This is a genomic window from Billgrantia desiderata (assembly GCF_900108215.1).
In the GTDB taxonomy this organism is placed as follows: Bacteria; Pseudomonadota; Gammaproteobacteria; order Pseudomonadales; family Halomonadaceae; genus Halomonas; species Halomonas desiderata.
In genome coordinates, this window is record NZ_FNVC01000040.1 from 1 (window position 1) to 14751 (window position 14751).

A 14751-nucleotide genomic window follows, 5' to 3' on the forward strand; every position below is an offset into this window, starting at 1 on the left:
CCGATTACGCTGTGTGATCTGGCGGCAGTGGAAGCGCCCGACGACCCGGCGCCGGAAGCTTCTGGCGCTAGGCCTGGACGCATACCGTGCCTGGAAATCAGCGGGGAATGGGCGAGGAGCCTGGTGGAATGCGGGTGCCTCGCACATGAATCAGGCCCTGCCGCGGAAGCGGTTCGACGGGCTGGGCCTGATCTCGGTACTGGATACGGTAAGAGGGCTTAACCGTTCTTCATGAACCGCCGTATACGGAACCGTACGTACGGTGGTGTGGGAGGGCGCCGGGGGTGACCCCGGCCCCTACCCGATCGTGCCGAGAGCGGGCGCTGGTCACCAGGCTGCGACCTAGTGATAATGGCCAACGAAAAGTAGTATATCTACTATCGTCGTTATCATTTTTCCTGAGGTGTCTCCATGTTTCCCTTCGTCGCCCCCGTTCGTGACCTTCGCTTCGTGCTCGAGGAATTGCTCGAATACCGCTCCCTCGACCTGCCCGGCTTCGAGGAAGCCAGCCCCGACCTGGTCGAAGCGGTACTGGAGGAGGCGGCCAGGCTCGCCGGTGAAGTGTGGGCACCGCTCAATGCCAGCGGCGATCGCCAGGGTTGCGTACGGCGTGAGGACGGTGGCGTGACTCTGCCGGACGGCTTCGCCGAGGCCTACCAGGCTTATGCGGAAGGCGGCTGGAACGGCATCGGGGTGTCCCAGGCGCTGGGCGGCCAGGGCCTTCCCGAGGTGGTGGCGAGCAGCGTGCAGGAGATGCTCCACGGCGCCAACATGGCGCTGGGGCTGTGCCCGATGCTCACCGCCGGCGCCATCGAGGCGCTGGCCCACCACGGCAGCGACGCGCTCAAGGCGACCTACCTGCCCAAGCTGGTCGAGGGCAGCTGGACCGGCACCATGAACCTCACCGAGCCCCAGGCCGGCTCCGATCTCTCCAAGGTGCGCACGCGGGCAGTGCCATGCCCTAATGAAGAGGGTGACCACTACCGCTTGTTCGGCCAGAAGATCTTCATTACCTGGGGCGAGCATGACGCCAGCGAGAACATCATCCACCTGGTGCTGGCGCGCAAGCCCGACGCCCCCGAGGGCAACAAGGGCATCTCGCTGTTTCTGGTTCCCAAATATCTGGTCAAATCCGATGGCTCGCTGGGCGAGCGCAACGACGTCACCTGCGCCTCCATCGAGCACAAGCTGGGCATCCACGGCTCGCCCACCTGCACCTTGAGCTTCGGCGAGAACGACGGCGCCATCGGCTACCTGGTGGGTGAGGAGGGGCGTGGCCTGAACCACATGTTCACCATGATGAACGAGGCACGTCACAAGGTCGGCATCCAGGGCATCGGTGTGGCCGAGCGTGCCTGCCAGCATGCCTTCGCCTATGCGCTGGATCGCGTACAGGGCAGGGCGCGGGGTGCCGAGGCCACCATCAGCGAGCATCTCGACGTGCGCCGTATGCTGCTCTCCATGCGCGCTCGCACCGATGCGCTGCGGGCGCTGGCGCTCTACTGCGCCGCCCAGTTGGACGTGGCGCGCCACGCGGCAGACGCCGCCGAGCGCGACGCGGCCCAGGCCCGGGTCGACGTGCTGATCCCGGTGGTCAAGGCGTTCTCCACCGATCAGGCGGTGGAGATCGCCTCGCTCGGCGTGCAGGTGCACGGTGGCATGGGCTTCATCGAGGAGACCGGCGCCGCCCAGTTGCTGCGCGATGCCCGCATCGCACCGATCTACGAGGGCACCAACGGCATCCAGGCGCTCGACCTGGCCGGGCGCAAGCTCTCCCGTGACAGCGGCGCGGCGCTCGCCGAACTGATCGATGAGGTCGAAGCCACGGCCGGCGAGCTGCGCGCGAGCGCTGAGCTGGCCGCCCTGGGCGAGAGTCTGGCCGCCGGCGCCGCCGATCTACGTGCCGCCATGGCGCTGGTGCTCGAAGCGAGCCGCGACCCGCAGCACGGCGCCGACGCCGTGCAGGCCTACGCCACGCCGTTCCTCAGCCTGGCCGGCCATGTGCTGTGCGCCTGGCAGATGGGGCGGGCCGCACTCAAGGCGCGTGCCGCCCAGGAGGGTGGCAACAGCGAACCTTTCTATCGCGCCAAGCTGGCCGCGGCGGATTTCGCCCTGCGCCAGTGGTTGCCGGTCGGTCGTGCCAACCGCAGCGTGATCGAGGCCGGCATGCAGAGTCTGGCCGACTATCAGGTCACGCTTTCCTGAGCCGTTACTCCACCGGCCGCCACATCGGCGGCCGGTGATCTGGACAGTACCTATAAGAACGATACCCACTCGGAGCCCACCATGAACGACAGCATCTTCGAACAGGACCTGCCCAAGACGCAGGCCAACCATGTGGCGCTATCGCCGCTGACCTTCATCGAGCGTAGCGCTTCCATCTACCCCGACTACCCGGCGGTGATCCACGGCGACATCCGCCGCAGCTGGCGCGAGACTTGGGCGCGCTGCCGGCGGCTCGCCTCGGCGCTGGAGAAGCGCGGCATCAAGCCCGGCGAGACGGTGGCCGCCATGCTGCCCAACGTGCCGGCGATGTTCGAGGCGCACTTCGGCGTGCCGCTGGCCGGCTGCGTGCTCAATACGCTGAATATCCGTCTCGACGCCGAAGCCATCGCCTACATGCTCGAGCACGGCGAGGCCCAGGCGGTGCTGGTCGATCCGGAGTTCGCCGGGGTGATCGAAGACGCCGTCTCGCGGCTGGCGATCAAGCCGCTGGTGATCGACGTGGACGACGCCCTGTTCGAGGGCGAGGCGCGTCGCATCGGTGAGCTGGAGTACGAGGCGCTGCTGGCCGAGGGCGACCCGGAGTACGCCTACCAGCTCCCGGAGGACGAGTGGCAGGCGATCTCGCTCAACTACACCTCGGGCACCACCGGCAAGCCCAAGGGGGTGGTCTACCATCATCGCGGCGCCTATCTCAACGCGGTAAGCAACATCCTCGAGTGGGCCATGCCGCATCACCCGGTTTATCTCTGGACCCTGCCGATGTTCCACTGCAACGGCTGGTGCTTTCCCTGGACCATCGCCGCCAATGCCGGCGTCAGCGTTTGCCTGCGCAGGGTCGATCCGAAGAAGATCATGGACCTGATCGTCGACGAGAAGGTCACCCACTTCAGCGGTGCGCCGATCGTACTCAACGGCCTGGTCAACCTGCCGGCGGAGCAGAAGCGTGCTTTCGACCACCCGGTGAAGGTCACCACCGCCGGCGCCGCGCCGCCTGCCTCGGTGATCGCCGGCGTCGAGAAGCTCGGTATCGAAGTGACCCATGTGTACGGTCTCACCGAGGTCTACGGGCCGGTCACCGTGTGCGCCTGGCGCGAGGCGTGGGACGAGCTGCCGCTGGAGGAGCGAGCCAGGATCAAGGCGCGTCAGGGCGTGCGCTACCACATGCTGGAAGCGCTCTGCGTCGCCGACCCCAACACCCTGGAGCCGGTGCCCAAGGACGGCGAGACCATCGGCGAGATCCTGATGCGCGGCAACAACGTGATGAAGGGCTATCTCAAGAACGAGGCCGCCACCGAGCAGGCGCTGGAGGGCGGCTGGTACCACACCGGCGATCTCGCCGTATGGCACCCTGACGGCTACATCGAGATCAAGGATCGCTCCAAGGACATCATCATCTCCGGCGGCGAGAACATCTCCACCATCGAGGTGGAGGATGCCATCTACTCCCATCCCGCCGTGGAGGAGGCCGCGGTGGTGGCCAAGCCCGACGAGAAGTGGGGCGAGACGCCCTGTGCCTTCGTCAAGCTCAAGGTGGGCTATGGCGAGGTCACCGAAGCCGACATCATCGAGCACTGTCGCCAGCATCTGGCGCGCTTCAAGGTGCCCAAGACGGTGATCTTCACCGAGCTGCCCAAGACCTCCACCGGCAAGATCCAGAAATTCGTCCTGCGCGAAGAAGCGCGCAGGCAGTGAACGGGAGCAAGACAATGACACAGCAGACAATCGGTGTGGTCGGCGCCGGCACCATGGGGCAGGGCATCGCGCAGGTACTGGTGGCAAGCGGCTTTGCCACACGACTCTACGACGTTGCCGACGAGCAACTGGGCCGTGCCCAGGCCGTCATCGACAAGGGCCTTGGCAAGCTGGTGGCCAAGGAGAAGCTCAGCGAGGCCGACAAGGCCGAGGCCATGGCACGCCTGGAGACGACCACGTCGCTCGAGGCCCTGCGCGGCTGCGAGGTGATCATCGAGGCCGCGCCCGAGCAGCCGGCGCTGAAGGAGAAGCTGTTTCGCGACCTGAGCCGGCTGAGCCACGATGCCATTCTGGCCTCGAACACCTCGTCGCTGTCGCTGACCCGGCTCGCTGCGGTGTGCGAGCGCCCCGAGCGGGTGGTGGGCATGCACTTCTTCAATCCGGTGCCGGTGCTCAAGCTGGTCGAGGTGATCCGCGCCGAGCAGACCTCTGATGCCACCGCGGCGCGCATCGAGGAACTGACCCGGCAGCTCGGCAAGACGCCGGTGGCCATCGCCGACTCGCCCGGGTTCGCCGTCAATCGCCTGTTGATCCCGATGATCAACGAGGCCGCCTTCCTGTTGCAGGAGGGCGCCGCCAGCGCCGAGGACATCGATCAGTCGATGCAGCTTGGCGCCGCCCACCCCATGGGGCCGCTGGCGCTGGCCGACCTGATCGGCCTGGACGTCTGCCTGGCGATCATGGAGGTACTGCAGGAGGGCTTCGGCGACCCGAAGTATCGCCCCTGTCCGCTGCTCAGGCGCATGGTGGCAGCCGGCTATCTGGGGCGGAAATCAGGACGCGGCTTCCATATATATAGCTGACCTCAAGCCGGGCTGTTCCGGCGACGGGCCCACGAGGAGGCGCTGTGAACCCTTCCCTGGGCGCTATATTTGCCCTGCTTCGCTCTCGCGTCCTGCTCCGCTTGCAGGACCAGGGCTGGCCATCCATGGCCAGCCCGTTCGGAGCAATGCTCCTCACCCATGGCAAATAACCTCCTCGAGTGCCCGCCCCCGGCGCCCCTGATGCTGATAGATGCTGCAGTCGCTTCGACGAAAAAGGGGATTGCCGACCAACCAAGCGTTCGCTAGGGTTTGTCGGTATCGTTCTGACTACAAGCAAGGAGCCCCCATGAGCGAGAAGCTGATCGAGATGGTCGACAACGCCGGCGTCGTGCGCCTGACCATCAACCGTCCCAAGGCGCTGAATGCCCTCAACAGCGCCGTGCTCACCGAGCTGGAAGCGCTGCTCACCGAGCTGGAGAAGCGCAGCGACCTGCGCGCTCTGCTGATCACCGGCGCGGGTGAGAAGGCCTTCGTGGCCGGTGCCGACATCACCGAAATGCGCACCAAGACCCCGGAGGAGGCACGCGCCTTCGCCAGCCAGGCCCTGCGTACCATCAAGCGACTGGAAACGTTGCCGGTGCCGGTGGTCGCCCTGGTGAACGGCTTTTGTCTTGGCGGCGGCTGCGAACTGGCGCTGGCCTGCGACTGGGCCGTAGCCAGCGACAACGCCATCTTCGGCCAGCCCGAGGTGCTGCTCGGGGTGATTCCCGGCTTCGGCGGCACCCAGCGCCTGCCGCGTCGGGTAGGACCGGCCATGGCACTGGATCTGGTCACCACCGGGCGCAAGATCGACGCCCAGGAGGCCCTGCGTATCGGCCTGGTCAACCGCGTGATGCCCCAGGCCGAGCTCGAGGCCTACGCCGAGGAGCTGACCAAGCAGCTCGCCGGCAACGGCCCGCTGGCGGTGCGCAGTGCCAAGCAGGCGGTGCACGACGGCATGGACCAGGATCTCGACAGCGCACTGGCGCTGGAGACCAGCCTCTTCGCGCTGGGCTTTGCCGGCAGCGAGCAGAAGGAGGGCATGAGCGCCTTCGTCGAGAAGCGCAAGCCCAACTTCTGATTCATCAGCGGTGCGGTAACGAGAGAGCGGCAGCGTAACGACGCTGCCGCTCTCTTTCGTTTAGGCCGTGTCGGTTCAGGCCAGCTCGCGGCGTCGCCAGCGAATCATGCCGGTGGCAATGGCGGTGCCCGCCAGGGTGATGGCCATGCCCACCAGCACCTGCAGGCTGAGGCGTTCGTCCAGCAGCAGGTAGCCCCATAGCAGGGCGCTTACCGGCACCAGGAAGGTAACCGTCGAGGTGGCGGTGGCGCCGGCGCTGGAGATCAGCCCGAAGTAGAGCAGGAAGGCCAGGGTGGTGCTGAACACGGCCAGGCCCAGGGCATTGCTCCAGGCCAGGCCGCTGATCGGCTCGCTGGGCCACAGCCACAGGCCCGGGATCAGCAGGATCAGCGCCGACATGGCGGTGCTGCCGGCGGCGAGAACGCGTACCGGCAGGTGCGACAGGTAGCTCTTGGAGTAGTTGGTCGCCACGCCGTAGCAGAAGGTGGCGCCCACCGCGGCGAGGATGAACCAGCCGTCGCCGCCGAGGCTGAAGTCCAGCCGGTTGGCCGACAGCACGTAGACGCCGAAGAAGGCCAGTGTCAGGCCCAGGTACTGCTGGCGCTGGATGGGCGTGGTGAAGAACAGCGCACCGAGCAGGGCGGTGAAGATCGGCGTGGTGGCGTTGATCAATGAGGTGAAGCCGGCTTCCAGGCGAATGGTGGCCAGTGCCAGCAGCACGAAGGGCAGCACGTGGTTCACCAGCCCGAGCAGCAGCAGGCCGCCCTTGTTCTCCCATACCAGCTTGAGATAGCGCAGGCTGAGCAGCAGCGGAAGCAGCAGCAGCGCACCGATACCCATGCGCACCAGGATGAGCGGTACCGGCCCGAATTCGGGTACGGCCACGCGCATGAAGATGAACGACATGCCCCATAGCGTGGAGAGCAAGATCAGACGTAGGGAATCGGCCGGCGACATGCGACGTCCTTGGCAGGCAGGGGAGAGTAAGAAGCCTAAACCATGCCGCCAGCCTATGAATAGGTTGTTTTTTATCAATAATGCTGATGTGAAGTATCAGCGATCGTGCTGGTCAAGCGCCGTCGCCGACGACGACCCAGCCATCGGCGTCGACGCTTACCGGCACCGGGTCGAGCGCACAACCGACGCCGAGTCCGCCGGTGCCTTCACCGGTGCGGGTGGCGAAGGTGGCATCGTGATTGGTGCAGCGAAGCACTTCGCCATCCTGACTGAGAATGCGCGGGCCGCGCTGGTCGAGCGGCAGGTATTGATGCGGGCAGGCGTTGACATAGCTGAGCAGCGCGTCGCCGAGGCGCACCAGCAGCAGTGGAAAGCTTCCCTTCTCGCCCTGCAGGGTCAGGCTGTGGGTGCTGCCCACCGCCAACTCGTCGTGTCGAACGAGGCGCGTGCCAAGCGCGGGTGCGCTACGATACTGTTGCCAGGCCTGGGTCATGACGGTGTCCTGAAATGCAAACGGGCCGACATTGTCGCCAATGCCGGCCCGCCTGTCAGCGCTGGACGATGAGGTCAGTCCTCGAGCTCGATCTCCTTGGCGAGGTGGCGTTCGCCGTCGTACTCGAAATCGATCTCGACTCTTTGCCCCTCTTCGAGATCGTCGAAGCTGCTCAGCCCGTCGTCGTAATCGGTATTGTCATCGGTGTGAAAGACAATGCCCTGAACGGTCAGGGTGCGCGCTTCACGATCCAGCGACTCGATCTCGCCTTCGAGATCGTTGGCATGAGCGGTTGTCGAGAAGGTCAGCAGCAGGGCGGCAGCCAACAAGGCAAGACGTTTCAGCATGGTTCCTCTCCTTGGTCCACTGGGACTTGCATCGGTTCAACTTGCGTCATCAGCTTAATTGGGGCGTATTGCTATAGCGAGTTACGAAGTGTTCGGCAGAGGAAGCAGAGTGAAAATATCGAAACTCAACGTTTATCCGGTCAAGTCGCTGGGCGGCATCAGTCTGCAGCAAGCCACGCTGGGAGTGCGCGGCCTGGCCTATGACCGTCACTGGATGGTGGTCGATCAGGTGGGGCGCTTCGTCACCCAGCGGCAGCTGCCAGGCATGGCGCGAGTCTCGGTGCGTCTCGAGAGCGACTGGCTGGTGCTGGAACATCCCGAGGCGGAGCCGCTGGCCATCGAGCTGGCGAGCCGCGATCGGCCGAGGCTGACCGCCTATGTGTGGGACGACGCCTGTCAGGCCCTTGACGAAGGTGCCGAGGCCAGCGACTGGCTGACGGCGGTGCTGGGCGATCTGCGCGGTAGCAGCCTGCGTCTGGTGCGCTTCGACGAGGAGCATCGGCGCCCGGTCGAGTCGCGCTACCTGCAAGGTGAGGAGGCCCATACTGCCTTCGCCGACGGCTATCCGTTCCTCATTGCCTCGCAGGCCTCTCTCGACGCTCTCAACCGGAATCTGGCGCAGAAGGGGCTTGCACCGCTGCCCATGAACCGTTTCCGTCCGAACATCGTGCTCGAGGGGGCTCCCGACTTCGCCGAGGATGGTTGGCGCGAGCTGGCCGCCCAGGATGGCAGGTATCGTTTCGGGCTACGCAAACCCTGTCAGCGCTGCAAGATCACCACCGTCGATCAGGCCAGCGGCACCATCGACATACCCGGAGAGCCGCTGCAAACGCTGATTCAGATGAAGACGCAGCCGCTGCGCCCGGGGGCCTACTTCGGTCAGAACGCCACGCTTCTCGGCGGTGCGGGGGAGCGCGTCTCGGTCGGGGATGAGCTACAGGTCGGCCAGTGAGACCAAAAAGAAGCCCGCTCGGAGAGCGGGCATAAGCAAGGGACTCACGACTGCTGTGCAAGAACCGGCGTGAGTAAGTTCAAGGTAGCGCCTTTTTCGCATTGCGAATGTCATCCATTTCCTCTCCATTCTGTAAGAGATTGCCTACAACTTGTGTAGGGATCCGTCTCGCCGCTACGGCATGCTTTGGCAAAAAGGAGATTTCTAACGGGTACACAAGACTTGTATACAAATATCGGCTGGCTATGATGGAGCACCATTTCCTTCAGGAGCGCCCCGATGAGCTTACATGTCTACCTATCCGGCGAGATCCATACCGACTGGCGTGACGAGATCGAGCGCGGCGCAAAGGCTGCCGGTCTGGACATCGTGTTCACCGCGCCTGTCACCGACCATGACGCCAGCGATGCCGCAGGCGACCACCTGGGACGCGAAAGCGACGCCTTCTGGCGCGACCACAAGTCGGCCAAGGTCAATGCCATTCGTACCAAGACCCTGATCGAGCAGAGCGACCTGGTGGTGGTGCGCTTCGGCGACAAGTACAAGCAGTGGAACGCGGCCTTCGATGCCGGCTACTGCGCAGCACTCGGCAAGCCGTACGTGACCCTTCACGGCGAGGAGATCGTCCACCCGCTGAAGGAGGTCGATGCCGCGGCCATGGCCTGGGCGACCACCACCGAGCAGGTAGTCGAGATCCTGCGCTATGTGACGCGCGGCTGAGGCTGGTCAGCGGCGATTTTTTACGGTTTTTTTAGGTAGGGCTGTGCTTTCATGCCGTCATGCTCGATGCAGAGGTGATGGCTGAATGCGTACCGCCGGATACGGTGTAAACGAGGTCGGCGTCAGGCTCAGGTACCACTGGCGTAGCTGGTCGCCCGTGCTCAAGGTCATGTCGGTGCTGTGGACGGTGCTGGCTGTCTTCATGACCGTTCCTTGGCTGGTGCTGGTCGTCGAGCGTGACCCCGACGCCCGCGCCTTCGGCCTCTCGATCATGTTGGTGATGGTGGCCGTGGCGCTGGTGTGGCTGTCCACGGCTCGCACGCGGATTGAGCTCAAGCCCTGGCAGATGTTCGTCGTCACCACCTTCAGCTGGATCAGCGTCAGCGGCTTTGCCAGCCTGCCGCTGGTGCTGGGCGCGCCGCAGCTCAGCTTCACCAACGCCGTGTTCGAGTCGGTATCGGCCATTACCACCACGGGCTCTACCATCCTGGTCGGCATCGAAAATCTTTCCGATGGGCTGAAGCTGTGGCGGGGCATCATGCAGTGGCTGGGCGGTATCGGCATCATCGTCATGGGTATCGCCATCCTGCCCTTCCTCAAGGTGGGCGGCATGCGCCTGTTCCATACCGAGTCGTCGGACTGGTCGGACAAGGTCATGCCGCGCACGGGTGGCATCGCCAAGGCCACCCTGGGCATCTATTGTGGCTTTACCCTGATCGCGATGCTGGCCTACTGGGCAGGTGGCATGACGCTGCTGGATGCAGTGGTGCACGCCATGACGTCGTTGGCCACCGGCGGCTTCGCCAATTCCGATGCCTCGTTCGGTGCCTACGCCGAGCAGCTCCATCTGCTGTGGATGGCGTCGCTGTTCATGCTGACCGGTGCGCTGCCTTTCGTGCTCTACATCCGTACGCTGCGCGGCTCGAGCATGGCGCTGTGGCGTGACCAGCAGGTGCAGGGACTGCTGTTCCTGCTGGCGCTTGTCATTCTGGGCCTCTCGCTGTGGCGCATCTGGCACGGTACGGCGCCGTTCGAGGCGCTCACTCACGTTACCTTCAACGTCATCTCGGTGGTCACCACCACCGGCTATGCCTCCGACGACTACAGCGCCTGGGGGCCGCTGGCCTACGTGGCGTTCTTCTATCTCACTTTCATTGGCGGCTGCAGCGGTTCCACCAGCGGCGGCATGAAGATCTTCCGCTTTCAGGTGGCCACCATCCTGCTGCGCAACCAGCTGCGTTTTCTGGTCCACTCCCAGGGGGTCTTCGCTTCGCGATACAACGGCCAGCCGCTCACCGACGACATTACCCGTGGCGTGGTGGCGTTCTCGTTCTTCTTCTTCCTCACCATCGCCGGCCTGGCCCTGGGGCTTGCGCTGATGGGGCTGGATTTCACCACGGCCCTTTCGGGAGCCGCTACCGCGGTGGCCAACGTAGGCCCTGGGCTTGGCGACATCATCGGGCCGGCGGGCAATTTCGCACCGCTGCCGGATGCGGCGAAATGGCTGCTGTGCGTCGGCATGCTGCTGGGACGGCTGGAGATCCTCACCGTACTGGTACTGCTGACGCCGATGTTCTGGCGCAAGTGAGGAGGAGCGATGTCAGCGTCACCACCGCCACAGGAAGCGCTCTCACTCGACCCGGTCAAACCGGTGCGGCCGCAGTTGCTGGTCGCGTTGGGCGGCCGCAGCGAGGAAGATGCCGCGCTGGTACGGGCGGCGCATCGCCATGCCCAGCGCGAGGGAGTCGCCTGGCGGGCGGTGCATGTCGACAACGGCCGTGCAGGCCCCAGACAGCGGCTGGCGCTGGATCAGACCCTGGCGCTGGTGAGCAGACTCGGAGGTGAGGTACGCATCCTGCAGGGAGCAGGGCGGGCCCGGGAGCTGCATGAGTATGCGCTGGAGCAGGGTGTCGCCACGCTGATGGTAGGGCGCACACGTCCTTCGGGGTGGCGCTTCTGGCGTCGACCGCTGGCGGAACGCCTGCTGCATCATGGCGGTGCCTACGACCTGGTGGTGGTCGCCGAGGCCCGGCCGCGGCCTCGATTTCGTCATGCTCACCACATGCGCCGCTGGCAGCCGCTGGGTTGGCGCGAGGCTTGGGTCGTGGCTGGCTGTTTCCTGGTGGCCGTGACCATGGCCTGGGCACTGGAGTTCTGGCTGGAACTGGCCAACCTGTCGTTGATCTTCCTCGCCGCGGTTCTTGCCAGCGCCGCCCTGGCGGGTACGCGTGCCGCCATGATTTCCGCCGTGCTGGGGTTTCTCGCCTTCAATTTCCTGTTCACCCGGCCGCGTTTCTCGCTGGCGATGGTCGAGCGCGAGCAGCTGCTGACCGTCATCTTCTTCCTGCTGGTGGCAGTGGTGGTCGGCCAGCTCGCCGGCAGCGCACGGCAGCGTCTCATGGCGCTGCGCAGCAGCCGTGAACAGACCCATCGGCTGCTCACTTTCTCCCGCGCGCTCTCCGTTGCCACCGACCGGGAGCAGGTGCGTGACGCCGGCGTCACCACGCTGGAGCGCTGGCTGGGAGTGCCGGTGGCGTTCCTCGATGAGGATGAGGCAGGCGCCGGCCTGTCACTACGCTGTGCGTTACCGGCGAACGTCAGGCTGAGCCCCGCAGAGGAAGCCGCCGCCGCATGGAGCTGGCAGCATCGCAAGCCGAGCGGTACCGGCACGGCGACACAGTCGGGGCTGCGCTGGCGCTTCATTCCGCTCGTCGAACAGGAGCGTGTGCTGGGAGTCCTGGGGCTGGAGCTCGCCGTGCGTGACCGTCCCCTGGGCCCCGATCAGGAGACGATGATCGTTACCTTGACCCGTCAGCTCGGCATGGCCCTGGAGCGTACGCGGCTGGTGGCAGAGCTGGGCACTTCACGGCTCTCGGAAGAGAACGAGCGGCTGCGCTCGGCGCTGCTTTCATCGGTATCCCACGACCTGCGTACGCCGCTCGCTTCGATCATCGGGTCGGCAAGCTCTCTCAGAGAACTGGAGCCACAGCTCAGCCGCGCCGATCGGCATGAGTTGCTCGATGGCATCCTGGCCGAAAGTGAGCGCCTCAACCGCTATATCCAGAATCTGCTCGACATGACACGGCTCGGCCATGGCGGCCTCAAGCTCGAGCGGGACTGGGTCTCGCTCGACGACCTCATCACCGCGGCGCTGAAACGGCTCGGTGTCTCGTTGGAAGGCGTGAGAGTGGAGCGCGAGGGGGCGGCTGGGCTGCCGTTGCTCTACGTACACCCGGCGCTGATCGAGCAGGCGCTGGTCAATGTCATCGACAACGCCGTGCGTTTTTCGCCGCCGGGCGGGAAGGTGGGAATCGTGGCGGGTCTCGACGCCACCCATCGCGGCCTGGAGATTCGCATCACCGACGAAGGACCGGGCATCCCGCCGGCGCAGCGCGAGGCGGTTTTCGACATGTTCTTCACCGGCGGCGAGGGCGACAGGGGGCGCCACGGCAGCGGGCTGGGCTTGGCCATCTGCCGTGGCATGCTGGGTGCCCATGGCGGCAGCGTCGAAGCGCTGCCCGGACCCGATGGGCGTGGCACTGCCATCGTCATGCGACTGCCGCTGGCCAACCCCGAGGAGGCGGCCGCCGATGACGACTGAACGCTCGCACATACTCATCGTCGATGACGAGCCGCAGATCCGCCGCTTCCTGCGTATCAGCCTGCTGTCCCAGGGCTTCGACGTCAGTGAGGCGGGCTCGGGGAGAGAAGGACTCGAGCTGGCCGACACTCAGCGGCCCGACCTGGTGCTGCTGGATCTCGGGCTGCCGGACATGGATGGGCAGCGTGTGCTCGACGAGCTGCGCAGGACCAGCCAGGTCCCGGTCATCGTGGTGTCGGTGCGGGAGCAGGAGGCGGAAAAGGTGCGTGCACTCGACTCGGGGGCCAACGACTACGTCACCAAACCGTTTGGCATACAGGAGCTGCTGGCACGGATTCGTGGGCTATTGAGGCGCCAGAACGTGGCGGGGAGCGGCTTCGGCACGCTGCGTCTGGGGCGCGCAGGGCTCGAGATCGATCTGGCGGCGCGCCGCGTGACGCTGGAAGGCAACGCCGTGCACCTCACCCCCAAGGAGTACGCCGTGCTCGACCAGTTGGCACGCCATGCCGGCCGGGTGGTGAGCCAGACCCAACTGCTGCGCCACGTCTGGGGCCCCACTCACACACACGACACCCACTATCTGCGCATCGTCATCAGCAAGCTGCGTCACAAGCTGGGTGACGACCCCCATGCGCCCCGGTTGCTGCAAACCGAAGCCGGCATCGGCTACCGCCTGCTGGTCGAGCCACTGGAAGAGTCTTGAGCCATGCCGCAAGGAGCTGTGAGATGAAGATCATCATCCTGGGGGCCGGCCAGGTCGGCGGCACGCTGGCCGAACACCTGGCCCGCGAGGAGAACGACATCACCGTGGTGGACACCGACGGCGAACGGCTGCGCGAGCTGCACACCCGGCTCGACATCCGCACCGTGGTGGGCCCCGGCTCCTACCCCGTGGTGCTGCGCCAGGCCGGCTGCGAAGACGCCGACATGCTGATCGCGGTGACCAGCCAGGACGAGGTCAACATGATCGCCTGCCAGGTCGCCCACACCCTGTTCCGCACACCCACCAAGATCGCCCGGGTGCGCGCCACCGCCTACCTCACCCGCAAGGGGCTGTTCGCCCACGAGGCGGTGCCCATCGACGTCTTGATCAGCCCCGAGCAGGTGGTCACCGACCACATCCGCCGCCTGATCGAGCACCCCGGTGCGCTGCAGGTGCTCGAGTTCGCCGGCGGCCTGGTGCAGCTGGTGGCGGTGAAGGCCTACTACGGCGGCCCGCTGGTGGGTCAGGACCTCGGCTTCCTGCGCCGCCACATGCCCAGCGTCGACACCCGGGTGGCGGCCATCTACCGCCGCAACCGACCGATCATCCCGCGTGGCGACACCGTGATCGAGGCCGACGACGAGGTCTTCTTCATCGCCGCCCGGCGCGACATCCGCGCGGTGATGAGCGAGCTGCGCCGGGTCGACCGCGACTTCCGCCGAGTGGTGATCGCCGGCGGCGGCAACATCGGCGAGCGCCTCGCCGAACACCTCGAGCACAGCCACCAGGTCAAGATCATCGAGCACGGCCTGGAGCGCTGCACGGTGCTCTCCGAACGCCTCAACCGCACCGTGGTGCTGCACGGCAGCGCCACCAACAAGCGCCTGCTGGAAGAGGAGAACATCGAGGAGTGCGACATCTTCTGCGCGCTGACCAATGACGACGAGGTCAACATCATGTCGTCGATGCTGGCCAAGCGCATGGGCGCCAAGAAGGTCCTCACGCTGATCAACAACGCCGCCTACGTCGACCTGGTGCAGGGCGGTGAGATCGACATCGCCATCTCGCCGCAGCAGGCCACCATCGGCAGCCTGCTGACCCACGTGCGCCGCGGCG

13 protein-coding genes are annotated in these 14751 nt (G+C 65.6%); 10 read left to right on the forward strand and 3 right to left on the reverse strand.

Going from position 1 to position 14751, the window contains the following annotated elements:
- Positions 1-411 precede the first annotated feature (411 nt).
- The 4 genes from C4S71_RS21800 (at position 412) to C4S71_RS21815 (ending at position 5862) form a co-directional block, all read left to right on the forward strand.
- On the forward strand, positions 412-2205 hold the full coding sequence (locus C4S71_RS21800) for an acyl-CoA dehydrogenase (RefSeq protein ID WP_103970544.1): 1794 nt from the start codon (positions 412-414) through the stop codon (positions 2203-2205).
- Positions 2206-2286: 81 nt separating this feature from the next.
- Positions 2287-3918 (forward strand): acyl-CoA synthetase, encoded by a 1632-nt coding sequence (locus C4S71_RS21805; RefSeq protein WP_103970545.1) that lies wholly within the window; start codon positions 2287-2289, stop codon positions 3916-3918.
- A gap of 14 nt (positions 3919-3932) precedes the next feature.
- On the forward strand, positions 3933-4781 hold the full coding sequence (locus C4S71_RS21810) for a 3-hydroxybutyryl-CoA dehydrogenase (RefSeq protein WP_103970546.1): 849 nt from the start codon (positions 3933-3935) through the stop codon (positions 4779-4781).
- A 307-nt stretch (positions 4782-5088) separates the two neighbouring features.
- A complete protein-coding gene (locus tag C4S71_RS21815) occupies positions 5089-5862 on the forward strand; it encodes an enoyl-CoA hydratase-related protein (RefSeq protein ID WP_086511176.1) in 774 nt (257 codons plus the stop codon).
- Positions 5863-5937: 75 nt separating this feature from the next.
- Here the strand turns inward: C4S71_RS21815 and C4S71_RS21820 are convergent, their stop codons facing one another.
- The 3 genes from C4S71_RS21820 to C4S71_RS22545 all read right to left on the reverse strand — a co-directional run bounded on the left by C4S71_RS21820 (position 5938) and on the right by C4S71_RS22545 (position 7659).
- Complete coding sequence (locus C4S71_RS21820) at positions 5938-6819, reverse strand: DMT family transporter (RefSeq protein WP_103970547.1); 882 nt, start codon at positions 6817-6819, stop codon at positions 5938-5940.
- 112 nt (positions 6820-6931) lie between these two features.
- Positions 6932-7312 carry a Rieske (2Fe-2S) protein gene (locus C4S71_RS21825; protein WP_103970548.1) on the reverse strand — a complete coding sequence of 127 codons (381 nt, stop codon included), beginning with the start codon at positions 7310-7312 and terminating at the stop codon, positions 6932-6934.
- A gap of 74 nt (positions 7313-7386) precedes the next feature.
- Positions 7387-7659, reverse strand: coding sequence for a DUF5666 domain-containing protein (locus tag C4S71_RS22545; RefSeq protein WP_086511173.1), 273 nt, complete (start codon positions 7657-7659; stop codon positions 7387-7389).
- Between the two features lie 109 nt (positions 7660-7768).
- On the opposite strand from C4S71_RS22545, the gene C4S71_RS21835 reads away from it, so the two are divergent.
- The 6 genes from C4S71_RS21835 to trkA form a co-directional block, all read left to right on the forward strand.
- Positions 7769-8611, forward strand: coding sequence for an MOSC domain-containing protein (locus C4S71_RS21835; protein WP_176342913.1), 843 nt, complete (start codon positions 7769-7771; stop codon positions 8609-8611).
- Positions 8612-8890: 279 nt separating this feature from the next.
- Positions 8891-9331 carry a YtoQ family protein gene (locus C4S71_RS21840; RefSeq protein ID WP_086511171.1) on the forward strand — a complete coding sequence of 147 codons (441 nt, stop codon included), beginning with the start codon at positions 8891-8893 and terminating at the stop codon, positions 9329-9331.
- A gap of 85 nt (positions 9332-9416) precedes the next feature.
- The gene (trkI, locus tag C4S71_RS21845) at positions 9417-10919 is read left to right on the forward strand and encodes a Trk system potassium transporter TrkI (protein WP_086511170.1); all 1503 of its coding nucleotides are present in this window, start codon (positions 9417-9419) and stop codon (positions 10917-10919) included.
- 9 nt (positions 10920-10928) lie between these two features.
- Complete coding sequence (locus C4S71_RS22835) at positions 10929-12932, forward strand: ATP-binding protein (protein WP_103970549.1); 2004 nt, start codon at positions 10929-10931, stop codon at positions 12930-12932.
- Complete coding sequence (locus tag C4S71_RS21855; RefSeq protein ID WP_086511168.1) at positions 12922-13635, forward strand: response regulator transcription factor; 714 nt, start codon at positions 12922-12924, stop codon at positions 13633-13635. The genes C4S71_RS22835 and C4S71_RS21855 overlap by 11 nt, the downstream gene beginning before the upstream one ends.
- Before the next feature lie 23 nt (positions 13636-13658).
- The coding region (gene trkA / locus C4S71_RS21860; protein WP_103970550.1) for a Trk system potassium transporter TrkA at positions 13659-14751 on the forward strand (1093 nt) is incomplete at its 3' end.